Here is a 25,668-nt window from a genome sequence, read left to right as displayed (position 1 = left end):
TCAGCACGAGGACGGGTCATGGCCAGAGCCCTTATCAAGAGAAGGGTCTTTCAAGGCTAGTTTTCACGAGGCAATTTCGCCATGATGGGATGGGTCTCCTTTTTCTTCCTTCTTTCTTTTTAAGGAAAAAGGCTCATGTGGAATTTTAGAAAATTTTTTCGTTCCCATCATGGATTTGTGGAGGGAGATATTAGTCGCTATGGAAGAAGATAAACGCAAATGAGCTTTCTGATTCAGGCTACCAGATCTTCTCAAAAAGGATAAAAATACTGCGTAGTTAATCGCTTGGCTTGGTTTAGGTCGCGCAAGGTAATGAATTTAAAAAATAAAGCGTATCCGTGTAAAATTTACGGTATCATGTACAATTGCCAAAACTGTAGCCATCCATGCTTATACCAACCAACACACCTTCTTCCAAAGATGTATCTTGCTCAAACTGCAAGGCTTGCTGTTGCCGTCTTGAGGTTATGATTATCTCTGACACTGGTGTGCCAGAGAGATTCATTGCTCGTGACCAGTATGGCGGTGAAACAATGAAGCGATTAAATGATGGATGGTGCGCAGCTTTAGATAGAGATACTTTGATGTGTACAATTTATGATAATCGTCCATGGATATGCCGTGAATTTGAAATGGGCTCTGATGAGTGTTTGGATGAACGTGTTAAATTCCTATAGAAATTGATTGCTCTAGCCGTTCGCTTGTAGGTTTTATTAAAGTTATCTGAAGTGTTTATCGTACGTCATCTAAGCTTGAATGGTATAGCATTGCTACGCCTGATATCACGTTAGTTATCGATGAAAGTAAATCCATGGCTTATTATTTAGTCATCATGGAATAACAGGGAATAACAGGTGACACCCATCTTCTGAGTGTTGACCCGGTTAAAGCCATTATAAAATTCCATTGAATAATAATGTTCGCCGTTCGCCTGAGTGAGCAAAAAGGATATCCATCTTCTGAGTCATAATAACAGGGGACACCTATCTTCTGAGTGTTGCTTTTAAAAGATGTATAACTTCAAATAAGCTGCGGGCCTTGGTTTTAGAAGGTAATTCTATGGCGCTGACAATTGGAATCCTCATGGTTTTGTTCATGATAATCTCAGTTATCTATAGTATTTTCGTTTGGGCTCGAAGAGCTAATGTTAAAGATGAAAATAAACTGGCATCTCCATTTTTTAGGTTTAATTCCATTGAGTCATTAAAGGCTCACGTAAAGGCTGAACACTTAAAAATGGCAGTGTTTTTATTCGTTTTAAGAAATGCAATATTTTTGTGTGTTATTTTTATTTCTATTGTTGAATACCTTTTCAAGCTTTGATTTTTTCCACTATAAAATGTCTAACAAACGGTTTTATTTTTTCTAGACCTCACCCGCTTTATCGGGTGAACATCACTGGATAAATCAGGCCAATTTTCTGAGCGGGCAAAGCCGTAACGGCCCTTGGGAGCGTGATATGACAACCCGTTTGGCTTCTTGTAGCTGTGGGCAGTTAAAAGCCGAGGTGGTGGGCGAGCCGGTTCGTGTATCGGTTTGCCATTGCCTTGCCTGCCAGCGACGCACCGGCAGCGCTTTTGGTTACCAGGCCCGTTTTCCCTTGGCTCAGGTGCGAGTGTCGGGGGCGTCCACGGCCTTTGAGCGGGTAGGGGATGAGGGCAGCAAGGCCACTTTTCATTTTTGTCCCAAGTGTGGTGCTACCCTCTATTACCTTAACGAGGGCTTGGATCACACTCTGGCCATACCGGTGGGCGCCTTTGCCGACCCACAATTCCCGGCGCCTAAGGTCTCGGTGTATGAAGAGCGGATGCATGCTTGGGTCAAGGTGCCGGACGCCGAGCATCTTTTTTAGACAATCCCGTTAGCCAAGGAGCGTGCTGTGGATAATGCCACCCGTATTGATAAGTTGCTCGCCGCCAAATCTGATTGGCGTGGCCAGGTGCTGGCCGAAGTGCGGGCGCTGATAAAGGCGGCGCTGCCGGAGGTCGTGGAGGAGGTGAAGTGGGTTAAACCCACTAACCCCGGTGGCGTGCCGGTGTGGTCCCTTGGCGGGCTCCTTTGCACCGGCGAGTGTTATAAGGCCAAGGTTAAACTCACCTTTGCCCATGGCGCGGCCCTTGCCGACCCTGCCGGGCTCTTTAACGCCGGCTTTGACGGTAAGGTGCGCCGCGCCATCGATATAACAGAAGGTGAGGCCCTTGATGGTGATGCCTTTAAAGCCCTGATGCAGGAGGCGGCGGCCTTTTATCGGCGTTAAAAAGGGCAGGGTGCGGAGCATGAAAAAGGAGGCATTAGCCTCCTTTTTTACAGCCAATTTAAGGGCTTAGTCTTTTATCAGCCGCCGGCGCCGTATCTCGGCGCAAAGCGCCCAGAAGATAAGGGCCAGTGCCACGCCGGTTACCATGGTCCAGGCGGTGGAGAGCACGGCTCCTGTGGTAACCAGTTCGGCGCCGTTAACCAAAATGGGCTGGGCAATCAGGCTACCCAGTACCAGCATTATTTCGCGGGCCAAGTGGCCAAACAGCAGTTGGCTGACCGGGTGGCCGTCTAGCAGCACGCTCTCGCCGATAAAAAGCAGCAAAGGCCCCAGCAGCATCCACAGCAGCGGCCTTTGGGTGCAGGCCGACAGCAGCATCATGGCGCCGTAAAAGGGTGCCATCAGCACCGACAGCCACAAAAAATGCCCGGCTTGTTTGCCAAGGGCGGCCAGCACTTCGCCAAAGCTTTGCACCCCAAGGTGAGTCATCAGCAGTGCCAGCGGCAGTTGGGCAATCACCGCCGCCAAAAAGCTGATGGCAGGCAGCAACACCAACACGGTGCAGGCTTTGGCCATTACCGTTTGCATGTCGCTCACCGGCAGGGAGCGCCAAAAGAGGATGGAGCGGTCACGGCGCTCTTCGTTGAGGCTATTACCGCAGTAGGTGATGGCCGCGAGGCCCGCGCTTAGGAAAAAGGGCAAGGCCAGGAACGGCAGCACATTCACCTTGGGAATATCACCTTCGATGGTGATCACCCCTTTACTGGCAATGAGCAGGCAGCCGAGCCAGGTGAGCACGATCAATACCAGCGGCAACCACAGCAGGGATTTGTTGTTTTCCCAATATTCTTTGCGCACTAGGGCGATAAAGGCGTTCATCAGGCAGCCCTCCCGGCTTTGGCAACAAAGATATCGGCAAGAGACGGGGTGGTAACTTTACCCAAACCCGCCAGTTGCGCTTGCTCGCCTTCAAAAGTCAGCACGTGGCCGCCCATGGTGGCTTTTTCGGCCAGCGGCCCCAGGGCGCGAGCGGCTTCAAGCTGGTCGCTTGCCACCTGCAATTGGCAATAGCGGCTGGCGATATCGTCAATACTGCTATCCAGCACAAAGCGGCCGCCGTGCAGAAACAGCACCCGGGTCAGGATGTGTTCGATTTCCTCTACTTGGTGGGTGGTGACGATAATGGTGCGCTGGTGGTCAAAAAAGTCCTCCAGCAGGCGCTGGTAAAAGCCCTGGCGATACACCAGATCCAGGCCCAGGGTGGGTTCGTCCAGCACTAAAATATCGGCGTCGATAGCCATCACCAGTGCCAGATGCAGCTGGGTAACCATGCCTTTGGACAGCTCTCTTACCCGGGCGCGAGGGGGGATCTGGGTGCCGTCCAAAATGCCCTGGCAGCGGGCCCGGTCAAAACGGGGGTGCACCGAGGCGGTGTAGTCGAGCAGCTGGTTTACCCGCATCCAGCGCGGCAGGCAGGCCACATCGGCAATGTAGGCCACCCGCTGCAGCAGTTTGGCGCGGTGGGTCATGGGCGCCTGGCCCAATACTTCGATATGGCCTTCGGCGCTGTCGAGCCCCAGCAGGGTGTTTAGCAAGGTGCTTTTACCGGCGCCGTTAACCCCAACCAGGCCTACGATTTCGCCTCGTTTGATCTCAAGGTCGATGCCGCTGAGTACCTTCTTGCTGCCAAAGGCTTTGGTAAGGCCTTCCAGCCTAATCAGTGTTTCCATCTACTTCTCCATTTGCCTCTGAGCTAAGGGCATGTAAATCCAGGCCCAGGCGTTTGATCTGGGCCCGGATCCGGGGCCAGTCGTGTTCTAAAAACTGTTGGCGCTGCTCAATCAGCAGCTTTTGGCGTGCCCCTTGGGCCACGGTGCTGCCTTGGCCGCGGCGGCGCTCGATAATGCCTCTGTCGGCCAGCAGGGCCAGGGCCCGCTGCACGGTAAGGGGATTTATCTGTTGCTGGGCCGCCAACTGCCGCACGCTGGGAATGGCGCTGCCTTCTTCGAGGCGGCCGTCCAGAACGGCGTCAACCAGCTCACTGGCCAGTTGTTCGTAGAGCGGTATGCTGGGCGCTTGGGACACGGCTGCCTGCCTGACAGTTGACTGTGTTGGTGTTGTAACACAGTGCTTTTGGGGCTGGCAATGCTGCCGAATAATGAAAAGTGTTATTACGTTGCGTTAAAACCGCCGCCAAGATGTTGAGGCTGTTGGTGTTTAATGGCTTTGATGCGGCTGCCAGTGCAGGCAAGAGGTCGGATGGCTGCGCTCGTGCTCGACCCCTTTGGGGAATTTTGTCAGTATGAGGCCCCCTAACAATAACTCCCCCTACGTTATGATCACTCGTCTTATCGTTGTACTGGCCATCCTGGCCAGTGGTTTTCTGGTGATAGACGCGCCCTTTGAAGGCCAGGTCAATGCCGGCCTTGCCATCCTTATCCTCGCCGGTGTGCTGTGGATGACCGAGGCGCTACCTGTCACCATTACCGCTCTGTTGGTGCCGGTGCTGGCCGTGGTGCTGGGCGTGCTGGACCTGCGGGCCGGCCTAAGTAACTTTGCCAACCCTATTATCTTTTTGTTCCTCGGCGGCTTTGCCCTGGCGTCGGCCCTCAAAGAGCAGGGCCTGGACCGGGCCATGGCCTCGGCGGTGATGCGCCTTGCCGGTGGCCGGTTTTGGTTGTCGGTATTGCTGCTGTTTATCACTGCCGCCTTTTTGTCCATGTGGATCAGCAACACCGCCACCGCGGCCATGATGCTGCCGTTGGTGATGGGGCTTTTTCGCCGGATGGACCAAGAGCCGACCCCCGCCACCCAGGTGTTTGTGCTGTTGGGTGTTGCCTATTCGGCGAGCCTTGGCGGCATGGGCACCCTGGTGGGGAGCCCCCCCAATGCCATCGCCGCCGGTTACCTGCACATGAACTTCAACGACTGGCTGAAAGTGGGCATGCCCATGGTGGCGGTATTACTGCCGCTGTCTTGGGTGGTGCTGTACTGGCAGCTCAAGCCCGAGCTTAACCAACGAGTCGGCGCGACCAAGGAAGAGTTCGTATGGACCCGTGGCCGGGTGCTGACCCTGGTGGTGTTTGCCATCACGGTGCTGAGCTGGATCTTCTCTTCGGTGATCAGCAAAGCCCTTGGCGGTGTTAAAGACATGGACGGCCTGGTGGCACTGTGCGCCACTATTTTGGTGGGCGGCCTGAGGCTGTCTTCCTGGAAGGCCATTGAGCGCGACGTGGATTGGGGCGTGCTGCTGCTGTTTGGTGGCGGCCTGACTCTGTCTGCCGTGCTCAAAGCCACCGGCGCTAGCGCTTGGCTGGCTCATGGTTTGTCTGAACTGACCCAAGGCGCGCCGGTGTGGGTGCTGTACGGCATCATCGCCGCCTTTGTGGTGTTCCTCACCGAGCTTGCTTCTAACACCGCCAGCGCCGCTTTGTTGGTGCCGCTCTTTGGCGGCATTGCCACCGCCCTTGGCCTGCCGGTGCAGAACATGGCGGTGCTGATTGCCATTGCCGCGTCTTGCGCCTTTATGCTGCCGGTTGCCACCCCGCCCAACGCCATTGTGTTTGGTACCGGCCTTATCCAGCAGCGCACCATGATGCGCGTGGGGCTGTGGCTTAACATCGTGTCTATTGTGGTGCTGACGGTAGCCTTTGGTACCTGAGGCAATTGCGCGTTAAAAAAAATCCCGCAGCCTTTGGGCGCGGGATTTTTTCTTTAAAAGCGGTGCTGAAAGTTAAATAGCAGGATGTTTTCTTTCTCCCCCGGTAAAACATGTTTGTCGCCAAGGGAGATCTCCACCGCACTATGGTGCCAAAGGTAGCGATAGCGCAGCATCTGGCTGTCGTTTTCAAAACGCTGCTGAGCCGGTTGGGCGTAGGGCACGCCGTGAGTGAGGGCAGGGTCTTGCTGTATCCAGCGGGTGGCCAGGCTCTCATCCAGCCAAGCGTCTTTTTCCGGCGGCGCCATCAGCGTGGGCGCGTCGAGGGCAATGGCGCCGAAACTGGCCAGGGCGAGGCAAAGCAAGCTGCGATACATGGCGATTTCTTCTTGGGGTTTTTGCCTAAGTAAAGACCGCTGTTGCCAAAATCGCCAAGCAGGCATCAACACTATTTGCAGCAGGCCTGGCGGTTGTTAGTCTTGGGCCTTGGTTAAAAGAGGAAAGACGGTGCGCACAGAGCAAAGCCGTGTATTGGTGGCCGGTGCCGGATGCATCGGCACCTGGCTGGGAGCCAGGTTACAGGCCAAAGGGGTTGAGGTGTGTTACCTCGGCCGCGAGGCCACCTTCGAGCGTTTACAGAACGGGCTTAAGGTCAGCGGCCTGGGCGAGGCTTTTGCCCTTGAAAAGCTCACCGTGGTTAACCACAGCGCTGAGGCCTTTGACTGGGTGATCCTCGCCTGTAAAAGGCCCGACACTAAGGCGCTGCTGGACAGTATCCCCGAGGTGCTTGCCCATAACCCCACCCTTATCGTTGCCCAAAACGGCCTGGGGGCCGCGGATACCGCTGCCAAGCTCAGTGGATGCAGCGCCCATGCCCTGATGGTGCCCTTTAACCTGCAATGGCTGGCGCCGGGGGAGCTTTACCAGGCCACCGGCGGCCAGGTGGTGGTGCCACGGGAGCTGGGGGTCTTTGCCAGCGCCTGGGACGCCGAGATCACCAATGACATTGCGGCGGTACAGGCCGGCAAGTTGCTGCTTAACCTCAACAACGCCATCAATGGCCTGTGCGGCTTGCCGCTCGCCCAAGAGCTCAGCCAGCAGCCGTTTCGCCAGGTGTTGGCTGGCGCTCAGCAAGAGGCGCTCAAGGTCTTTAAGGCTAAAGGCATTAAACCGGCCAAATTGCTGGGGGCGCCGGCGGCTTTGCTGCCTTATGTATTACGCCTACCAGACAAAGCCTTTACGCGCCTGGCCAAAGGGCTGCTGGCCATGGAGGCCGAGGCCCGTTCGTCCCTTTATGACGATTTGGCCGCTGGGCGGCCCACCGAAATCGCCTTTTTAAATGGCTGGGTGGTGCAAGAAGCAGAAGCCCTGGGATTGCCGGTGCCGATAAACCGCCACCTTTGCGCGCTGGTAGAAGAGGCCGAGCACCAGGGCGCTTGCCCGAATCTCGACGCCAAGGCGCTCCTTGCCCCATAAAAAAGCCCGCATTCGCGGGCTTTTTTAATATTTGTGGCGCTCAAGGCCGGTGTCTTGAAGGATATGGGCCGAGATCTCCTCCACCGAATGGCGGGTGGTATTTAAAAAGGGGATACGCTCCTTTTTAAACATCAGCTCCACTTCCTTGGTTTCAAGCCGGCACTGGCGCATGGACGCATAGCGGCTGCCGGGGGCTCGTTCGTGGCGAATTTGCGCCAGGCGCTCGGGGTCAATCACCAAGCCATAGAGCTTGTGTTTGTGATCTTTTAGCGGCGAGGGCAGCTTGAGGTTATCCATGTCTTCTTCGGTGAACGGATAGTTGGCCGCCTTGATGCCGTATTGCAGCGCCAGATACAGGCTGGTGGGGGTTTTGCCGCAGCGCGATACCCCAATCAGGATGATGTCGGCGTCGCTGTAATACTTGGTGACGGCGCCATCGTCGTTGGCCATGGCGTAGTTCACCGCTTCAATGCGCTGATGGTAGGCGTCGTCCATCATGCCGTGGGAGCGGCCAATCTTGGGTTCGGCCTTGACCCCCAACTGCACTTCCAGTGGGTTCACGAAGGTGGAGAGGATGTCGTAAAAGATGCCGTCGCCTTCTTCAATCAGGGTGCGAAGCCTGGCATCCACTATGGTGTGGAACACCAGCGGCCGTTGCCCTGTTGTAATAAAACTACGGTTTATCTTCTCTAAAACCCGCCCGACCTGGCGTTCGTTGTCCACGAAAGGCTCGGTGAATTGTTTAAATTTAACAGGGAATTGTGAGAGCAGGGCATGACCGAAAACTTCGGTGGTTATGGCTGTTCCATCAGAGACAAAATATACGTGTCTATCCATCCAGACGCCTTTTTGTAGACTGTTAACAACATGAAAGACAAACGTTTTACCGTTCGCTGACCGGCAGTGTATGATGGCCGCGCGCTTATGCACAAACCCTTCTGCTGGAAAAACTTAGGGAGTCCCAACAGTGCAAGATTATGTTCTCTGGTATCAAGACCTTGGCATGAACGATGTCAACCGCGTTGGTGGCAAAAACGCCTCTTTGGGCGAGATGATCAGCCACCTTTCCGGTCTGGGTGTACAGGTACCAGGCGGCTTTGCCACCACTGCCCACGCCTTTAACGAATTCCTCGAGCAAAGTGGTGTTAACGCCAAGATTTATGACCTCCTCGACAGTCTGGATGTTGATGACGTCAATGCCCTGGCCAAGGCCGGTAGCCAAATTCGCCAATGGGTAATTGAGACTCCCTTCCAGCCAGCGCTCGACAGCGCCATCCGCGATGCCTACCAAAAGCTCACCGGTGAGCATGGCGACGCTGTTTCCTTTGCGGTGCGTTCTTCCGCGACCGCCGAAGACATGCCCGACGCCTCTTTTGCCGGCCAGCAGGAGACTTTCCTGAACGTGCGCGGCATTGATGCAGTCATGGAAGCCATCAAGCACGTTTTTGCCTCCCTTTTTAATGACCGCGCCATTTCCTACCGCGTGCACCAGGGTTACGACCATAAAGGTGTGGCCCTGTCTGCCGGTATCCAGCGCATGGTGCGCTCTGATATCGCCGCCTCCGGCGTCATGTTCACCATCGACACCGAGTCTGGTTTTGACAAAGTGGTGTTTGTGACGTCCGCCTACGGCCTGGGTGAAATGGTGGTGCAAGGCGCCGTCAACCCTGACGAGTTCTACGTGCACAAGCCGACCCTGGCCGCTGGCCGCCCGGCCATTTTGCGCCGCACCCTGGGCTCCAAAGCCGAGCGTATGGTCTATTCCGGCGACGAAGCCCACGGCAAGCAGGTGAAAATCGAGAAAATCGACGCCAGCGATCGCCTGCGCTTCTCCATCACCGACGCCGAAGTCGAAGACTTGGCCAAACAGGCGATGATCATCGAGAAGCACTACGGCCGCGCCATGGACATCGAATGGGCCAAAGACGGCCTGGACGGCAACCTCTATATCGTGCAAGCCCGCCCTGAAACCGTGCGCTCTAATGAGTCTGGCCAGGTGCTGGAGCGGTTCTCCCTTAAAGGTAAGTCCGAGGTTATCGCCGAAGGCCGTGCCATCGGCCACAAAATCGGTGCCGGCACCGCCCGAGTCCTTGCCTCCATCAAGGACATGGACCTGGTTAAACCCGGCGACGTGCTGGTGACCGACATGACCGACCCGGACTGGGAACCCATCATGAAGCGCGCCAGCGCCATCGTTACCAACCGTGGTGGCCGTACCTGTCACGCGGCGATCATCGCCCGTGAACTGGGGATCCCGGCAGTGGTGGGCTGTGGCGATGCCACCGACCTCATTAAAGACGGCCAGGAAGTCACGGTTTCCTGTGCCGAAGGCGACACCGGCTTTATCTACCAGGGCAAACTGGACTTCGCGGTGGAAACCTCTGAAGTGGGCAAAATGCCGCCCCTGCCCATCAAGGTGATGATGAACGTCGGTAACCCTGACCGCGCCTTTGATTTCTGCCGCCTGCCGCACTCCGGTATCGGGCTGGCCCGGGTAGAATTCATCATCAACCGCATGATTGGCGTGCACCCCAAGGCGCTTTTGAACCTTGACCAGCAGCCCGCTGCCCTGAAAGCGGAAATCGAAGAGATGATGGCCGGCTACGCCAGCCCCCGCGAGTTCTACATCACCAAGCTGGTAGAAGGTATCGCCACCCTGGCCGCCGCCTTTAGCCCTGAGCGCGTTATCGTGCGGATGTCCGACTTTAAATCCAACGAATACGCCAACCTGGTGGGCGGTGAGGCCTATGAGCCCCACGAAGAGAACCCGATGATCGGTTTCCGCGGTGCCAGCCGTTACATCAGCCCCGAGTTCCGCGATTGCTTTGCCATGGAATGTGAAGCCATCAAACGGGTGCGTAACGACATGGGCTTTACCAACGTCGAAGTGATGATCCCCTTCGTGCGTACCTTGGGCGAAGCCGAGAAGGTTATCGAGCTGCTGGGCGAGCAAGGCCTCAAGCGCGGCGAGAACGGTTTGAAAGTGATCATGATGTGCGAGCTGCCGTCCAACGCGCTGCTGGCCGACCAGTTCCTTGACCACTTCGACGGTTTCTCCATTGGCTCCAACGACCTGACCCAGCTGACCCTGGGCCTGGACCGCGATTCTGGCATCATCGCTCACCTCTTTGACGAGCGTAATGAAGCGGTCAAAGCGCTGCTGGCCATGGCCATCAAGGCCGCTAAGGCCCGCGGTAAATACGTGGGTATTTGTGGCCAGGGCCCAAGCGACCACGAAGACTTTGCCGCCTGGCTGGTAGAGCAGGGCATCGATTCTGTGTCCCTGAACCCTGACACCGTGGTGGACACCTGGCTGTATCTGGCCGAGCACTGCGCCAAGGCCTGAGCCTCGCTTGAAAAAAAGCCCCGGTTTACCGGGGCTTTTTTATTGGCGTTAAACCACTTTATAAGCAGATGGCTTTTAACGAAAGGGCAGGTCGATATCGGTGGCCACGCCGCTATCGTTACATTCGATAAAGTGTGGCTTAAAGGTGGCTAGCAAGGCTTTGGCGCCGTCGTCGCCTGCAAGGGCCAGTAACCCCTCTCGCGCCTTGGCGCCAAAGCCCACCGGGTGCCCGGGTTTGCCCTTCACCCGAGGCCTTGCGGCGTCATGGCAGCTAAGGGCATCGGCCACCTGGCGGATAATGGCGCTTGGCACGGCTGGCATGTCGGCCAATAAGATAAGCCAGCCGTCAGCGTCCCGGCTAGCCGCTACCCCGGCGGCAATGCTTTGGCCAAGCCCTGTTGAATCAACCTTGGTGACCGGCACCTGGCGCCCTTGGCAAAAAGCGTGAAGATTGACGTATTCGGGGCGGGTTACTACCTGTACCGGCAGGCCTGACGCCAGGGCGTTATCCAGCGCCTTTACAAAAAGCGGCGCGCCCTCAATGGTTTGCTCAAGTTTATTGCCCGCACCCCCGGCAGCCTGGTAACGGCGGCCAAGGCCAGCGGCAGCGAGGATAATGCGAATATCGGCCATGGGGCTTCCTTTTGTCTTTGCAGCCATGGTAACCCGCCTCGGTGCTACTTAGGGCTCGCCATTGGTTCCTATTATTCATAACACTGTTGAATAGTGGCTACATATCAAGGGCTTGTTCTACCTGTATAGTAAGGTGGCGCGGGCAATGCCCGGCGCAGTATTCTTTTTAAGGCAAACGGCGGAGGCGGATATGCAAAGCCTTGATATCCAAGTGTTAGACAGAGCCGGCCAATGGGCGGCTAACGATGTGGTGTGGCTTTGCACCGTGCTCAGCACTTTTGGCTCTTCCCCCCGGCCCCCCGGTACTCTGATGGCGCTCAAGCAAGGGGGCTTTTATTGCGGCTCTTTGTCCGGGGGCTGCGTGGAAGAAGACTTCATGGCCCGCATCGAGGCGGGTGATTTTACCCAGCCAAGCCAGGTGGTGCGCTACGGCCAAGGGGGGCTGACACCCAATCGGGCGCTGCCTTGTGGCGGAGTGCTGGACATTTTGGTGGAGCGCCTGGCCCCAGGTGCGGCCAGTCAACAGTATTTACAGCAGATGCAAAATGCTGTGGGCGGCGCCACCTCGCTCTATAAACACATTGTGCTGCCAGGGCCTTGCCAAACCCTGACGCCCCGCGAGTACGCCAGCAACACCATCGCCGAGTATGACGACAATACCGTGAGCCTGACGGTATCGGCCGCGCCGCGCTTGGTGATAGCCGGGCTCTCGGCGGTGGCGCTTTTTTGCGCCGACTTTGCCGTCGCCCTGGGCTTTGAAACCCTAGTCTGCGAAAGCCGCGAAGAGGTGCTGGCCAATTTTGAATCGTCGCTCAGTAAAGGGGTGGTACTGGTGCGTGAATTTCCGGCCCGCTACCTTGAAAAACACGGTTGCCACTCGGGTACGGCGGTAGTGTCGTTGACCCATGACCCGAGGGTGGATGACATGACGCTCCTTGAAGCGGTGAACACCGACGCCTTTTACATTGGCGCCATGGGCTCGGAGCGCAACAGCCAAAGCCGTATGGCACGGCTCAGGGAGCTGGGGGAGATGACCCCGGCGCAACTGGCCCGTATTCATGCCCCCATCGGCATGGATATCGGCAGTAAAACCCCGGCCGAAATTGCGCTCTCGGTGCTGGCCGATATCGTGCGCCACAAAAACAAGCTCGGCGCCATCAAGCCTGCCAGTCAACTGGCTCTGGCATAAAAAGCCCGGCGGATGCCGGGCTTTTTTTACAGCTCTGCGTCTTCGCGAAGGAGCTTGGCCAACTGGTTGCGGCTGGCACGTATCAAGCGGATGCGGGCTTGCTCGTCGTCCAGGTGCTCCACCGCCGATTCCAGCAACGCTTCGTCGTGTTCGCGAAACTTCTTGATGATATCCAGCACTTCCGACTCAGGCACCCCCAGCTCCATCAAGGTGGCGTGGGTGGCTTGCAAGCCGGCACTGAACGTCTCCCTGAACACCTTGTTGATGCCTTGCTGCTTAAGCTCGATGGCGTGCAGGCGATCGATGGCCCGTACCAGCAATTTGAGGTTGGGAAAGCGCGCCTTACATAGGGCGACAATGGCCATGGAGTCGCGTTTGTCGTCTACCGCCACCACCAGAATGTTGGCCTCATGGGCACGGGCCTGGTCCAGCAAATCGTATTCGGTGGCGTCCCCCAAGAACACTTCAGCCCCATATTTACGCACCAAAGACACGTGGGTCGCGTTTTTATCCAGCGCAATAAAGGGAATGCGATAGGCGGCTAGCACCCGGCCCACTATCTGCCCGAAACGGCCAAACCCGGCCACGATGACCCGGGGTTTATCCGACGGGGCAGGCCTTGGGGCATCTTCAGTCTGGGTGACTTTGCCACAGAGCTTTTTAACCAAGCCAAAAAACCAGGGGGTGAGCACCATGGATAGCCCAACCACCATTACCAAGAGTTCGTGCTGACGCTCGGTTATCAAACCATTAAGACCGGCCTGGCTGGCCATGACAAAGGCAAACTCGCCCCCTTCACTGAGCAGCACCGCCAGTTGCAGGGCCTTGAGCCAGTTATGGCCCCAAAGCCGGGCGAGCGGCCAGAGCACCAGCACTTTAACCAGCAGGAATATCAGCAGGGCCACCAGCACATCTCTGGGCGCTGTCCAGAGAAGTTCGAGCTTTAAGGTCATGCCGATGGCCATAAAGAACAGCCCCAGCAGCAAGCCTTTAAAGGGCTCGATGTCGGCGTGAAGTTGGTGGCGATAAGAGGAATTGGCCAGCAGGGTGCCGGCCAGGAAGGCACCCATACCGGCCGAAAGCCCCAGCTCTTCCATCAGCCAGGCGCTGCCCAGCACCAGCAGCAGGGTCATGGCGGTTAGCACTTCCCGCACCTTGGAGGCCACCACTGCTTCCATCAAGCGCGCCAGACCAAAGCGGGCAAAAAGCGCCACCCCGGCCAGGGCGCCAATGATGAGATACCAAGGCGCGAGGTGGGTTTCGCCGCCGCCAGGGGAGAGAGCCGCCAACAGCAGCAACAGCGGCACCACCGCCATGTCTTGGAACAGCAAAATGGCAAAGCTGTCCTGGCCCTGCTTTGAGGTGATAAGGCCGTGTTCTTTCAACAGTTGTACCGCAAAAGCGGTAGAGGAGAGTGACAAGGCCGCGCCTATTACCAGGGCGGTTTGCCAGCTTAAATGAAAGGCCATGCCGACCCCGGTAAACACCAGGGTGGTTAATACCAGTTGGCCGGTGCCCAGCACGAAGATGGCACTTTTTAGCTGGATAACCCGGCTGGGTGAAAGCTCAAGGCCCAGCACGAACAGCATCATGATGATGCCAAGTTCGGAGAATTTCAGCAGCGTCTCAGTATCGCCCACCAAGTTAAAGGCGGAGGGCCCGAGGATCAGCCCCACCGCTAGGTAGGCCAGCACCGGGCTTAATTTCAGGCGTCGAAACAGCGGCACACCGATAACGGCGGCCAACAAAAATAACAAGATTAACTCGGGGTGGGACATGGCCGGTTCCGGTGGCAAAGAGTGCAGTGTGTCAAATGCGTTGATTGTCGCCAAGTGGCAGGCAGGACGCAATAAGACGTGACGCCGATCACGGGCTTGTTTAGCGCGCTTTGGGTATAGTCGCGGGCGACTAAAAAAACATAACCAAAAATCAAGGTGAGCTTATGCAGTCCTCCCTGACCACCCGGATCTTTGTCGCCCTTGCAGCCGGGCTGATATTCGGAACCCTCAGCCGCGTGTTCTTCGCGGATGTCGATTTTATCCACCAGACCCTTATCCACGACCTGTTCGGGACCGCCGGCGGCCTGTTTGTGTCCCTTATTAAGTTGATGGTGGTGCCGTTGGTGTTTATCTCTATCGTCAACGGCGTCTGTTCGCTGGAAAACCTCGGCCAGTTCGGCCGCTTGGGTACCAAGACCTTCTTGTTGTATCTGGTGAATACCGTGCTGGCCATCGCCGTGGCCCTGACTCTGGCCCTGTGGCTGGCGCCGGGGGAGGGCGCAGGCCTTACCCTTAACGGCCAGCCTTTTACTCCCAGCTTCACCGAGCCGCCGTCGCTGTTGCAGCTGGTGGCTTCGGTGGTGCCGTCCAACCCCTTCAAGGCTTTTGTAGACGGCAACATGTTGCAAATCCTGTTTATGGCCATCATCACCGGCATTGCCATCAAGGGCCTGGGCGGGGAGGAGACGCGCGCCGCGGCCCGGGGTTTTGCCATCGCCAATAAGGTGATGATGAAGCTGGTGGTGATGGTGATGTCCCTGGCGCCATTGGGGGTGTTGTTCTTAACCACCGGCCTTGCCGCCACCCTCGACACCCGCTCTATCGCAGCCGTCGGCTCTTACGTGGGCAGCAATATCGCCATCATGCTGCTGTGGATGCTGGTGTTCTACCCCATGGTGGTCAGCCTGTTTACCGGCATCAGCCCCTGGCTGTATCTGGCTAAGTTGCGCGAGCAGATTTTCTTCTCGCTCTCTACTGCCAGCTCCAATGCCACCATTCCGGTGACCTTCAAGACCCTAACTGAAAAACTGGGGGTAGATAAGACGGTGGCGGGTTTCGGGGTGCCCCTTGGCGCCACCATGAACATGTCAGGCTCTGCCATCTATATGACAGTGGCCACCATCTTTGTGGCCAATGCCTATGGCACAGGCCTTGATGCCAGCCAAATGGTGGCCCTGGCTACCACCACCTTTATGCTGGCCATCGCGACCGGCGGGGTGCCGGGAGGCGCGGCGGTGATGACCGGGGTATTACTGCACCAACTGGGGCTACCCATGGAAGCCATGGCCATCATCCTTGCCACCGACCGGATCTGCGATGCTTTTGTTACCGCCACCAACGTGGTGGGGGATACGGCGGTATCGACCCTGGTGGCAAAAACCGAAGGGTCTATCTGCCACAACGCCTTGAAAAGCACTGATAACATCTTGGTGGAAGGATAAAAAAGACCCCGGCTTGGCCGGGGTTTTCTTTGATATACTGGCCCAAAACTACCTATGACAGCAGCACTATGATCCCGAGAATCGACGCCGTCCCGTCTTTGTCAGCGCCTTATCAGGCCTACCTTGAAGCCCTGGCCAACGCCGGTTTTAAAGGGGAAATCGAGAAGCGCTACAGCGAGCGCCTGGCGGTGGCGACCGACAACTCGGTGTATCAATTGCTGCCCCAGGCGGTGCTGCTGCCCAAAGACCACAGCGACGTGGTGCTTTTAGCCCGTATCGCCCGCCAGCACCCCGAGGTGGTGTTTGCCGCCAGGGGCGGCGGCACCGGTACCAACGGCCAGAGCCTCAATACCGGCCTGGTGGTGGATTTGTCCCGGCACATGCGCGGCATTATCGACTTCAACGCCGAAGAAGGCTGGGTCAAGGTACAAGCCGGGGTCATCAAAGATGAGCTCAACGCCTTTTTGCGCCCTCACGGCTTTTTCTTCGCGCCGGATTTGTCTACCTCCAACCGCGCCACCATCGGCGGCATGATAAGCACCGATGCCTCGGGCCAAGGCTCCCTGGTGTACGGCAAAACCTCTGACCATGTGCTGGCCATCAAGGCGGTAACCATAGACGGCGACGAGCTCAATACCGGTCAAGTGCCGGTGGCTGAGCTAAGCAGCATAACCGGCAAGCAAGGGCAGCTTAGCCGCGCCATCGCCGAGCGACTGGCCGCCAAACGCGCGCTTATCTTAAGCACCTTCCCGCGCCTTAACCGCTTTTTGACCGGTTACGACCTTGAACACGTCTTTGACGAAGAGATGGCCCATTTCGACCTTGGCCGCCTTATCTGTGGCGCCGAAGGCTCCTTGGTGTTCGTGACCGAAGCCAAGCTGCACGTTAACGCCATTGCGCCTTACAAGACCCTTATCAACGTCAAGTACGACAGCTTTGAAAAGGCCCTTCGAAGCGCGCCGCTGATGATTGAAGCCAAGGCCACCTCGGTGGAGACCATGGACTCAAAGGTGCTGAACCTGGCCCGCGAAGACATCATCTGGCACCAGGTCAAAGATCTTATCAGCGACGTGCCCGGCGCTGACATGCAAGGCATCAACATCGTTGAGTTCAACGACACCGACCAGGCCTCCCAAGAGGCCAAAGTTGCCGCCATCTGCGCCAAACTGGACGCTGCTGTCGGCACAGACAGCGGCATTATCGGCTACCAGCTCACCCAGGACTTAGGCGAGATAAACCGCATCTACGCCATGCGTAAAAAGTCGGTGGGGCTGCTGGGTAACACCCCGGGCCGCGCCAAGCCTCAGCCTTTTGCCGAAGACACCGCGGTACCGCCCCAGAACCTGGCCGATTTTATCCTCGAGTTTCGGGCGCTGCTGGACAGCAAAGGCCTTTACTACGGCATGTTTGGCCACGTTGATGCCGGGGTGCTGCATGTGCGCCCGGCGCTGGATCTTATCGATCCGGCGCAAGAAAAGCTGATGCGCGACATTTCCGACGAGGTAGTGGCCTTGGTGGCCAAATACGGTGGCCTGATGTGGGGCGAGCACGGCAAGGGCTTTCGCTCAGAATACGGCCCCACCTTCTTTGGCGAGCTGTGGGACGACCTTCGCTGGGTGAAAAGCCAGTTTGACCCCCACAACCGCATGAACCCCGGCAAAGTCTGTATTCCGCTGGAAGAGGGTCATCAGTTGGTGTCGGTGGACGGGCCCAAGCGCGGTGCTCAGGACCGGCAAATTCCGATTTCGGTGCGCGACAGCTTTGGCGGCGCCATGACCTGTAACGGCAATGGCCTTTGCTTTAACTATGATGCCACCACGCCGATGTGCCCCAGCTATCGCATCAGTGGCGACCGGCGTCATTCCCCCAAGGGGCGCGCCGGGCTGATGCGTGAGTGGCTGCGGCTTTTGGCCGAGAAAGGCGTAGACCCGGATCTTGAACAAAAAAGCGGTAAAAAGCTGCCGTTTTTCAACCGCCTGCGTAACACCTTTAGCGGCGAGTACGATTTCACCCAGGAAGTAAAAGAAGCGATGGACGGGTGCCTTGCCTGCAAGGCCTGCTCCAGCCAATGCCCCATCAAAGTGGATGTGCCGAGCTTTCGCTCCCGCTTTTTAGACCTCTACCACCAGCGCTATCTGCGGCCGTTAAAGGACCACTTGGTGGCCAATGTGGAGCAGAGCACGCCGCTGATGGCGCGTTTCCCTAAACTGGTCAATGGCCTGCTGGGCCAACGCTGGGTGCAGGGATTACTAAAGAAAACCACCGGCATGGTGGATACGCCGCTGCTGTCGGTGCCTACCTTGGCCGGCCAGCTCGATGGCCACGACGCCCTGAACTGGGACCTTACCGCCCTTAAGGCGCACCCCGAGCGCGAGCGTCTGGTGCTGGTGGTGCAAGATCCCTTCACCAGCTTCTATGACGCCAAGGTGGTAGCAGATCTGGTGCGCTTTATCGAGAAACTCGGTTTTGTGCCCAAGCTGGTGCCTTTTAAGCCCAATGGCAAGCCCGAACACGTTAAAGGCTTTATGGCCCGCTTTGCCAAAACCGCCGCCAACGCCGCTGCGTTTTTTAATGAACTTAACGCGCTGGGCGCGCCGCTGGTGGGGGTCGACCCCTCCTTGGTGCTTTGCTACCGGGACGAATACCCAAAGGCCTTGGGTGATAAGCGCGGTAACTTCCAGGTGCTGTTGGCCCAGGAGTGGCTAAGCGCGCTGCCAGATAGCGCCTTTGCAGCGATTCAAGGGCAGGGCAATGCCACCCTTTTTGCCCACTGCACCGAGAAAACGGCGCTCCCTACCAGCGAGCAAAGCTGGGAGGGTATTTTTGCCAAGGCCGGGCACCAGCTGGCGGTGGCCAACGTTGGTTGCTGCGGTATGGCCGGCACCTACGGCCATGAGGCGGCCAACCTAGGCAACTCCAAGGGTATCTATGAGCTGTCTTGGCGCAGCGCCGTGGCCAAAGCCGATACGGTGCTGGCCACCGGCTACTCCTGTCGCTGCCAGGTGGCAAGGCTTGATGGCGCCAAACCGCTACACCCCATTCAGTGGCTGCTGGAGCAATGCCGATGAGATGGCTCAGATGGATGCTGTACCTGCTGGTACTGGCCGGCCTTAACCGTGAAATGAATACCGGCTGGCATTGGCCTACCGCCATCTTGCTGGGATTTGTGTTCCTGGTGGTGCTTTTTGAGTGGTTACTGGCGGTAAGAGGGGGCCGGCAACTGGGTGAACTTCGCGGGGTAAAGGTGGCCGGTGACACCCTTATTCTGCAATTTGACACCCTGTCGTTGATGGTGCCAAGGCAACATCTCGTTAAAGTCCATGGCGGTTATTTGCTCAAAACTGCGCCCTTCAAGCTGCTGCTGAGGTCCGGCCAGTTGTCAGAAAAGGACCGTAACACCCTGAAAGGTGCCTTACTCTGACGTTAACTCCAAAGAAGATGGCTGGATGGCCATCTTTCAAGGTGTTGATTTTAAAGAATTAAAAAAACTTCAAAAAAAGCCTTGTGCCAATTTGTCTGCCCATGCTAGTTCTATTAGCACTTTCGCAACGTTCAAGCAGGGTCTCACTGTGAACACCTTTACACAAAAAGCCATTCTCCTCGTACTCGTGCTCGTGGTGGTGATTATTCGCCAACCGCGCGGGGTGCTTTTGTGTAAACGCTAACGAAAGCAAGATTCTAAAAACCCCCGCGCTGAGAAGCCCGGGGGTTTTTTCGTATAAGGGCCAAGGAAAATACCGTCATGAACCAAGCCAGACCGATAGTTGAAAGCATCACAGGAGCGCAAGCCCTGGTTGAATGCCTGCAGGAACACGGCGTCCATACCCTGTTTGGGTATCCCGGCGGCGCCATCATGCCCATCTACGACGCTTTGTACGAAGCCGAGCTGAACCACGTGTTGTGCCGCCATGAGCAGGGTGCTGCCATCGCCGCCATCGGTTACGCCCGTGCTACCAACAGTGTGGGTGTGGTGATGGCCACCTCCGGCCCTGGCGCCACCAACCTCATCACCGGTCTGGCCGACGCCATGATGGATTCCATCCCCCTGGTGGCCATCACCGGCCAAGTGGCTCGTTCTGTTATGGGCACCGATGCCTTCCAGGAGATCGACGTGCTGGGCCTGTCCCTGGCCTGCACCAAGCACAGCTACCTGGTGGAAGACCCTGAAGACTTGCCCCGTATTATCGAGGAGGCCTTTGCCCTGGCCCAAAGCGGCAAGCCCGGCCCGGTGTTGGTGGACATTCCCAAAGACGTGCAGCAAGCCGCCATCAGCCGCCAGGCCAAAACCAAGCCGGCCCCCAAGGCCACCCAGGTTGACTTTGCTGCCCTGAACCGTGCCGAAACCCTGCTGTGCACCGCCCAAAAGCCCATCGCCTACATCGGCGGCGGGGTTGGCATGAGCGGCGCGGTGGAGGAGATGCGCGAGTACCTGCTGGCCACCGGCATGCCCTGTGTGGAGACCTTAAAAGGCCTTGGCACAGGCGGCCTGGATTACGCCTTCAACCTGGGTATGCTGGGCATGCACGGCAGCCGCGGCGCCAACATGGCGGTGCAGGAGTCCGATCTGCTGGTGGTGATCGGTGCCCGTTTCGATGACAGGGTAACCGGCAAGCTGGACGAGTTTGCCCCCAACGCCCGGGTCATCCATGTGGACATCGACGCTGCCGAAATGGGCAAACGCCGCCATGCCGATGTGCCCCTGGCCATGGACGCCAAAGAAGCCTTAAAACACCTGGCCCGAGTGCAAACCAATCCTGACTGGCAGGCCCACTGCGCCACCTACAAGGCCGAGCATTCCTTCACCGCCCCGCGCGCGCCAGACCACATTCATGCCCCTTGGCTGCTGAGCGAGCTGTCCCAGAAGGCCGGCCGCGAAGCGCGGGTCTGCTGCGACGTAGGCCAGCACCAGATGTGGGTAGCCCAGCACATGCAGTTTGACCATCCCACCCGCCATATCTCATCGGGCGGCCTGGGCACCATGGGTTTTGGCCTGCCGTGCGCCATCGGTGCCAAGCTGGCTTGCCCCGACACCGAAACCATCCTGGTAACAGGTGACGGCTCCATCATGATGAACATCCAGGAGCTGGCCACCATCAAGCGCATGAACCTGTCGGTGAAAATTCTGCTGCTGGACAACCAGCGCTTAGGCATGGTGCGCCAGTGGCAAACCCTGTTCTTTGAAGGGCGCCACAGCGAAGTGGACCTGTCTGACAACCCCGATTTTCTGACCATTGCCAGCGCCTTTGGTATCCAAGGAGAGCGCTTGAGCCACCCGGACCAAGTGGATACGGCGCTGGACCGTTTCCTGGCCGCCAAAGGCAGCTACTTCCTGCATGTGGCCATTCCCAGCGAACTGGGGGTGTGGCCGCTGGTTCCCCCCGGCAAGGGCAATCACCAGATGATGGAGGCTTAAGCGGTGACCCAGAGCACGTTGTACATCACCTTACGCCCCGCGCCCGCCGCCCTGGAGCGCCTGCTGCGCCTGGTTCGCCACCGCGGCTTTGAATTGACCCAGGTGCAATGGCAGCCAGAAGGCGTGCGCCTGAGTGTGACACACGAACATCCCTTGTCTCATTTAACCCGGCAGTTGGAGAAGCTGGCTGACGTGGTATCCCTTTCGGAGGAAGCAGTATGAACCGCGCGGATTTTATATGGATGGACGGGCACCTGGCCCCCTGGAGCGAAGCCCAGGTCCATCCCATGAGCCATAGCATGCACTATGGCACGGCCTTCTTTGAGGGCGTTCGCGCTTACGACACGCCCACCGGCCCCGTGGTGTTTCGCCATTGCGACCACATGCAGCGCCTCAAGGACTCGGCCAAGATTTACCGCTTCACCATCCCCTATACCGTGGACGAGCTGATGGCGGCCACCCGCCAGGTACTGAACGCCAATAACCTGCGCAGCGCCTACATCCGCCCCTTGGCCTACATGGGCGAAGTGGGTATGGGTGTGGTACCCCAGCACATGGAAATGTCGGTACTGGTTGCCGCCTTTGCCTGGGGCCGCTACCTGGGGGCGAGCGCCCTGGAAGAAGGGGTAGACGCCTGTGTGTCGTCCTGGAACCGCGCAGCGCCCAATACCTTCCCCACTGGGGCCAAAGCAGCCGGTAACTATTTGTCTTCCCTGCTCATTGCCACCGAAGCGCGCCGCAACGGTTTTCACGAAGGCATTGGCCTGGATGCCCGTGGCCAGGTCTCTGAAGGGGCAGGGGAGAACATCTTCCTGGTGAAAAACGGCGTGCTGTATACCCCGCCGGCTACCGCTTCGATTTTGCCAGGGATCACCCGCGACACCATCGTCACCCTGGCCCGCGCCGAAGGCATTGAAGTGGTGGAAGGGGCCATCGCCCGCGAGGCCCTGTACGTGGCCGACGAAATCTTCTTTACCGGTACCGCCGCCGAAGTGACCCCGGTGCGCTCCATCGACCGCTGCCCGGTAGGCGACGGTAAGCGTGGCCCGGTAACCGAGCTGATGCAGCAACGCTTCTTTGGCCTTTTTAACGGCGAAACCGAAGACAAATGGGGCTGGTTGGACAGTGTGGAGGCCAAAGATGCCGCAGCGTAGAAGTGACACCACCTTAAAGGGCCGCCGCAATGCCGGCGCCCGTGCCCTGTGGCGGGCCACCGGTTTGGGTGATGGCGACCTGAAAAAGCCTATCATCGCCATTGCCAACTCTTACACCCAGTTCGTGCCAGGGCATGTGCATTTGAAAGACCTGGGCGACCTGGTGGCTGGCGCCGTGCGCGAAGCGGGTGGCACCCCGCGGGAATTTAATACCATCGCCGTGGATGACGGCATCGCCATGGGCCACGACGGCATGCTCTACTCGCTGCCGTCCCGTGAACTCATCGCCGACGCGGTGGAAACCATGGTCAACGCCCACTGCGCCGACGCCCTGGTGTGCATCTCCAACTGCGACAAAATCACCCCCGGCATGTTAAACGCCGCGCTGCGGCTGAACATCCCTACCATTTTTGTCTCCGGTGGCCCCATGGAAGCCGGCAAGACCAAGCTGTCGGACCAAATCATTAAGCTGGATTTGGTAGACGCCATGGTCAAAGCGGCCGACCCCAATGTGTCTGACGCCGATGTCGAGCAGGTGGAAAAATCCGCTTGCCCTACCTGCGGCGCCTGCTCAGGTATGTTCACCGCCAACTCCATGAACTGCCTGACCGAGGCCCTGGGCCTGGCCCTGCCTGGTAACGGCTCGATGCTGGCCACCCACAAGAAGCGTGAAGGCCTGTTTTTGGAAGCGGGCAAACGCATCATGGAATTGGTGGAAGCCTGGTACGACAAAGGTGACGAGCGGGCCCTGCCGCGCACCATCGCCAGCCGCCCCAGCTTTATGAACGCCATGGCCATGGACATCGCCATGGGCGGCTCTACCAACACCATCCTGCACCTGCTGGCTGCTGCCCAGGAAGGGGAAGTGGATTTTGGCCTGACCGAGATTGACGCCCTGTCCAAGAAGGTACCGCAGCTTTGCAAAGTGGCCCCGGCCACCAACAAATACCATATGGAAGATGTGCACCGCGCCGGCGGCGTGATGGGTATCCTGGGCGAGCTGGCCAAAGGCGGGCTGCTGGACACCAGCACCCCCAACGTGCGCGGCGAAACCTTAAAAGACACCCTGGCGGCCTTTGAAACCGCCAAGCAAGCCGAGTTCTATCTGGCCGGTCCGGGTGGGATCCCCTCCAGTACCGCGTTTTCCCAGAACAGTTACTGGCCCACCCTGGACCTGGACAGAGACAACGGTTGTATCCGAAGCGTCGAAGGCGCTTACCGCCAAGACGGCGGCCTGGCGGTACTGCGCGGCAATCTGGCCCCTAATGGCGCAGTGGTAAAAACCGCCGGGGTTTCTGACGAGCAGCTGCACTTTGAAGGCCCAGCCCGGGTTTTTGACAGCCAAGACAGCGCCGTTGAAGCCATTCTGGCCGGCAAGATAAAAGCGGGCGACGTGGTGGTCATTCGTTATGAAGGCCCCCGTGGCGGCCCGGGTATGCAGGAAATGCTGTATCCCACCAGTTATTTGAAATCCATGGGTCTCGATAAAGACTGCGCCCTGATCACCGACGGCCGTTTCTCCGGCGGCACTTCGGGGCTGTCCATCGGCCACATGGCGCCGGAAGCGGCCGCCAAGGGCCCGCTGGCGCTGGTGGAAGAGGGCGATACCATCGTTATCGATATCCCCACCCGTGAGTTGTCGGTAAAGCTGACCGACGAGGCGCTGGCCGAGCGGGCCAACACCGCCACCTACCGGCCTGGCCCGCGCCAGCGGCAGATCACCGCCTGGCTGCGCACCTACTCCTTGCTGGCCACCTCGGCCGACAAGGGCGGTGTGCGCGACAAAGACATCCTGTCGGGGGCGCCATGCTAGACGGCTACGGTTACCTGCGCGAAGCCCTGTGCTCGCCGGTGTACGAGGTGGCCAAAGCCACCCCGGTCAACCGGTTGGCCCGGCTGTCTGAACGCCTGGGCCAGGATGTCTGGCTAAAACGCGAAGACTTGCAACCTGTACACAGCTTCAAGTTGCGTGGTGCCTACCACAAAATCGCCAGCCTGCCCTCCGATTGCCCCGGAGTAGTGGCCGCTTCCGCCGGTAACCATGCCCAAGGGGTCGCGCTGTCGGCGCGCGCCCTGGGGTTTAAAGCCATTATCGTGATGCCCACCCAGGCGCCGTCCATCAAGGTCGAAGCCGTGAAGGCCCTGGGCGCAGAAGTGGTGCTCTTTGGCGACAACTTCGATGCCGCCAAGGACCACGCCCAGACCTTGAGCAGCCAACAGGGCTTTGCTTTTGTGGCGCCCTTTGATGACGAAAAAGTCATCGCCGGCCAGGGCACCCTGGGCCTTGAGCTTATCAAGGAGCTGCCGAAGCTCGATGTGCTGTTCCTGCCCGTTGGCGGTGGCGGCCTGGCCGCCGGCGTGGCGGCGGTTATCAAGCAGCTTAAGCCTGAAATTCGTGTAGTCGCCGTCGAGCCCGATGACGCCGCTTGTTTCAAGGCCGCTTTTGAAGCGGGCGCCCCGGTTACCCTGGAGGAAGTGGGCACCTTTGCCGACGGCGTCGCCGTCAAACGCATCGGCAGCGAAACCTTTCGGGTGATGAACCAGTTTGTGGACGAGGCCATCACCGTCAGCAATGACGCTATCTGCGCCGCCATCAAAGACATCTTTGAAGACGTGCGGGCCGTGGCCGAGCCTGCCGGTGCTCTGTCCCTGGCCGGGCTTAAAGCCTGGTGCGAACAGCACCCCGAGTTCAAAGGGCAGGTGGGGGCGGTGCTGTCTGGCGCCAACCTCAACTTTCACCTGCTGCGCCAGGTGTCTGAGCGCTGCGATCTGGGCGAAGGCACCGAAGCGGTATTGGCGGTGACCATCCCCGAACGGCCCGGCAGCTTTTTGGCGCTGTGCCGCACCTTAAAGGGCAGGGCGGTCACTGAGTTCAGCTACCGCTACCGTGACACTGCCGAGGCGCAAATTCTGGTGAGCGTGCGTACCGGCGGTATCTATGAACGCACCGCCCTGGTGGCGGACCTGGAGCAAAGCGGCTTTGACGTGTTGGACTTGTCCGACAACGAGCTTGCCAAGCTGCACGTGCGCTACATGGTGGGGGGCCGCCCGCCGGTGCACCGCTCTGAGCGCTTGTACAGCTTTGCCTTTCCCGAACACCCCAAAGCGCTGCTGGCGTTCCTTGAGAACCTTGGCAGCCAGTTTGATATTTCCCTGTTTCACTATCGCCATCATGGCGCCGACGTCGGCCGGGTACTGGCTGCTTTTGCCGACGCCGAAAACGACAGCTTGACCCGGCACCTCGATTCCATCGGGTATCCGTACCGGGCCGAAGACGATAATCCCGCTTACAGCCGATTTTTATGTTGAAGGAGCAAGAACC

Annotated in this window: 23 protein-coding genes; 16 read left to right on the top strand and 7 right to left on the bottom strand. The window is 58.2% G+C overall.

Features of this window, described 5'->3' with window-relative positions; all coding sequences use genetic code 11:
- The first annotated feature begins 386 nt into the window (after positions 1 to 386).
- The 3 genes from EDC28_RS20510 (at position 387) to EDC28_RS09890 (ending at position 2,257) form a co-directional block, all read left to right on the top strand.
- On the top strand, positions 387 to 677 hold the full coding sequence (locus tag EDC28_RS20510; protein WP_083446013.1) for a YkgJ family cysteine cluster protein: 291 nt from the start codon (positions 387 to 389) through the stop codon (positions 675 to 677).
- Between the two features lie 782 nt (positions 678 to 1,459).
- Positions 1,460 to 1,852 (top strand): GFA family protein, encoded by a 393-nt coding sequence (locus EDC28_RS09895; protein ID WP_123421481.1) that lies wholly within the window; start codon positions 1,460 to 1,462, stop codon positions 1,850 to 1,852.
- A gap of 27 nt (positions 1,853 to 1,879) precedes the next feature.
- The gene (locus tag EDC28_RS09890; protein WP_244946567.1) at positions 1,880 to 2,257 is read left to right on the top strand and encodes a DUF1801 domain-containing protein; all 378 of its coding nucleotides are present in this window, start codon (positions 1,880 to 1,882) and stop codon (positions 2,255 to 2,257) included.
- 66 nt (positions 2,258 to 2,323) lie between these two features.
- Here EDC28_RS09890 and EDC28_RS09885 read toward each other — a convergent pair whose 3' ends face one another.
- The 3 genes from EDC28_RS09885 to EDC28_RS09875 are packed head-to-tail and all read right to left on the bottom strand — an operon-like array spanning position 2,324 to position 4,342.
- On the bottom strand, positions 2,324 to 3,136 hold the full coding sequence (locus tag EDC28_RS09885; RefSeq protein ID WP_123421480.1) for a hypothetical protein: 813 nt from the start codon (positions 3,134 to 3,136) through the stop codon (positions 2,324 to 2,326).
- Entirely contained in the window at positions 3,136 to 3,987 is an 852-nt protein-coding gene (locus tag EDC28_RS09880; protein ID WP_123421479.1) for an ABC transporter ATP-binding protein, read from the bottom strand. The genes EDC28_RS09885 and EDC28_RS09880 overlap by 1 nt, the downstream gene beginning before the upstream one ends.
- The gene (locus EDC28_RS09875) at positions 3,971 to 4,342 is read right to left on the bottom strand and encodes a GntR family transcriptional regulator (RefSeq protein WP_123421478.1); all 372 of its coding nucleotides are present in this window, start codon (positions 4,340 to 4,342) and stop codon (positions 3,971 to 3,973) included. Before EDC28_RS09875 ends, EDC28_RS09880 begins: the two co-directional genes overlap by 17 nt.
- Before the next feature lie 250 nt (positions 4,343 to 4,592).
- On the opposite strand from EDC28_RS09875, the gene EDC28_RS09870 reads away from it, so the two are divergent.
- A complete protein-coding gene (locus tag EDC28_RS09870; RefSeq protein ID WP_123421477.1) occupies positions 4,593 to 5,918 on the top strand; it encodes an SLC13 family permease in 1,326 nt (441 codons plus the stop codon).
- A gap of 53 nt (positions 5,919 to 5,971) precedes the next feature.
- On the opposite strand, the gene EDC28_RS09865 is transcribed toward EDC28_RS09870, so the two are convergent.
- Positions 5,972 to 6,292 carry a hypothetical protein gene (locus tag EDC28_RS09865; protein WP_050660662.1) on the bottom strand — a complete coding sequence of 107 codons (321 nt, stop codon included), beginning with the start codon at positions 6,290 to 6,292 and terminating at the stop codon, positions 5,972 to 5,974.
- A gap of 130 nt (positions 6,293 to 6,422) precedes the next feature.
- Here EDC28_RS09865 and EDC28_RS09860 point away from each other — a divergent pair, with 130 nt between their 5' ends.
- The gene (locus EDC28_RS09860) at positions 6,423 to 7,391 is read left to right on the top strand and encodes a 2-dehydropantoate 2-reductase (RefSeq protein WP_170164080.1); all 969 of its coding nucleotides are present in this window, start codon (positions 6,423 to 6,425) and stop codon (positions 7,389 to 7,391) included.
- A gap of 24 nt (positions 7,392 to 7,415) precedes the next feature.
- On the opposite strand, the gene ppsR is transcribed toward EDC28_RS09860, so the two are convergent.
- Positions 7,416 to 8,228, bottom strand: a complete 813-nt coding sequence (gene ppsR, locus EDC28_RS09855; RefSeq protein WP_050660660.1) for a posphoenolpyruvate synthetase regulatory kinase/phosphorylase PpsR — start codon at positions 8,226 to 8,228, stop codon at positions 7,416 to 7,418.
- 130 nt (positions 8,229 to 8,358) lie between these two features.
- On the opposite strand from ppsR, the gene ppsA reads away from it, so the two are divergent.
- Positions 8,359 to 10,737, top strand: a complete 2,379-nt coding sequence (gene ppsA, locus EDC28_RS09850) for a phosphoenolpyruvate synthase (protein ID WP_050660659.1) — start codon at positions 8,359 to 8,361, stop codon at positions 10,735 to 10,737.
- A 75-nt stretch (positions 10,738 to 10,812) separates the two neighbouring features.
- On the opposite strand, the gene EDC28_RS09845 is transcribed toward ppsA, so the two are convergent.
- Positions 10,813 to 11,370: a nucleotidyltransferase family protein gene (locus tag EDC28_RS09845; protein ID WP_123421475.1), complete on the bottom strand. Its 558-nt coding sequence runs from the start codon at positions 11,368 to 11,370 to the stop codon at positions 10,813 to 10,815.
- Positions 11,371 to 11,560: 190 nt separating this feature from the next.
- On the opposite strand from EDC28_RS09845, the gene EDC28_RS09840 reads away from it, so the two are divergent.
- Positions 11,561 to 12,559, top strand: coding sequence for an XdhC family protein (locus EDC28_RS09840; RefSeq protein WP_123421474.1), 999 nt, complete (start codon positions 11,561 to 11,563; stop codon positions 12,557 to 12,559).
- 26 nt (positions 12,560 to 12,585) lie between these two features.
- On the opposite strand, the gene EDC28_RS09835 is transcribed toward EDC28_RS09840, so the two are convergent.
- On the bottom strand, positions 12,586 to 14,337 hold the full coding sequence (locus EDC28_RS09835; protein WP_050660656.1) for a monovalent cation:proton antiporter-2 (CPA2) family protein: 1,752 nt from the start codon (positions 14,335 to 14,337) through the stop codon (positions 12,586 to 12,588).
- Positions 14,338 to 14,501: 164 nt separating this feature from the next.
- Between EDC28_RS09835 and EDC28_RS09830 the strand changes: the two genes are divergently transcribed.
- From EDC28_RS09830 to ilvA, 9 genes are all read left to right on the top strand, one after another.
- Positions 14,502 to 15,779: a dicarboxylate/amino acid:cation symporter gene (locus EDC28_RS09830; protein ID WP_123421473.1), complete on the top strand. Its 1,278-nt coding sequence runs from the start codon at positions 14,502 to 14,504 to the stop codon at positions 15,777 to 15,779.
- 68 nt (positions 15,780 to 15,847) lie between these two features.
- Entirely contained in the window at positions 15,848 to 18,847 is a 3,000-nt protein-coding gene (gene ydiJ / locus EDC28_RS09825) for a D-2-hydroxyglutarate dehydrogenase YdiJ (RefSeq protein ID WP_123421493.1), read from the top strand.
- Positions 18,844 to 19,200, top strand: coding sequence for a hypothetical protein (locus EDC28_RS09820; RefSeq protein WP_148049832.1), 357 nt, complete (start codon positions 18,844 to 18,846; stop codon positions 19,198 to 19,200). Before ydiJ ends, EDC28_RS09820 begins: the two co-directional genes overlap by 4 nt.
- Before the next feature lie 25 nt (positions 19,201 to 19,225).
- Positions 19,226 to 19,444 (top strand): hypothetical protein, encoded by a 219-nt coding sequence (locus EDC28_RS09815; RefSeq protein WP_170164079.1) that lies wholly within the window; start codon positions 19,226 to 19,228, stop codon positions 19,442 to 19,444.
- 107 nt (positions 19,445 to 19,551) lie between these two features.
- Positions 19,552 to 21,192: an acetolactate synthase 2 catalytic subunit gene (gene ilvG / locus EDC28_RS09810; protein WP_170164082.1), complete on the top strand. Its 1,641-nt coding sequence runs from the start codon at positions 19,552 to 19,554 to the stop codon at positions 21,190 to 21,192.
- Positions 21,193 to 21,195: 3 nt separating this feature from the next.
- Positions 21,196 to 21,414, top strand: coding sequence for an ACT domain-containing protein (locus EDC28_RS09805; protein WP_050660652.1), 219 nt, complete (start codon positions 21,196 to 21,198; stop codon positions 21,412 to 21,414).
- Positions 21,411 to 22,346, top strand: a complete 936-nt coding sequence (locus EDC28_RS09800) for a branched-chain amino acid transaminase (RefSeq protein ID WP_123421470.1) — start codon at positions 21,411 to 21,413, stop codon at positions 22,344 to 22,346. The genes EDC28_RS09805 and EDC28_RS09800 overlap by 4 nt, the downstream gene beginning before the upstream one ends.
- A complete protein-coding gene (gene ilvD / locus EDC28_RS09795) occupies positions 22,333 to 24,159 on the top strand; it encodes a dihydroxy-acid dehydratase (protein WP_050660650.1) in 1,827 nt (608 codons plus the stop codon). Before EDC28_RS09800 ends, ilvD begins: the two co-directional genes overlap by 14 nt.
- Positions 24,153 to 25,655, top strand: coding sequence for a threonine ammonia-lyase, biosynthetic (gene ilvA, locus EDC28_RS09790; protein ID WP_050660649.1), 1,503 nt, complete (start codon positions 24,153 to 24,155; stop codon positions 25,653 to 25,655). Before ilvD ends, ilvA begins: the two co-directional genes overlap by 7 nt.
- Positions 25,656 to 25,668 lie beyond the last annotated feature (13 nt).

Source organism: Gallaecimonas pentaromativorans (assembly GCF_003751625.1).
In the GTDB taxonomy this organism is placed as follows: Bacteria; Pseudomonadota; Gammaproteobacteria; order Enterobacterales; family Gallaecimonadaceae; genus Gallaecimonas; species Gallaecimonas pentaromativorans.
Note: the sequence above shows the minus strand (reverse complement) of the source record. Positions and strands in the feature narration are given on the sequence as shown.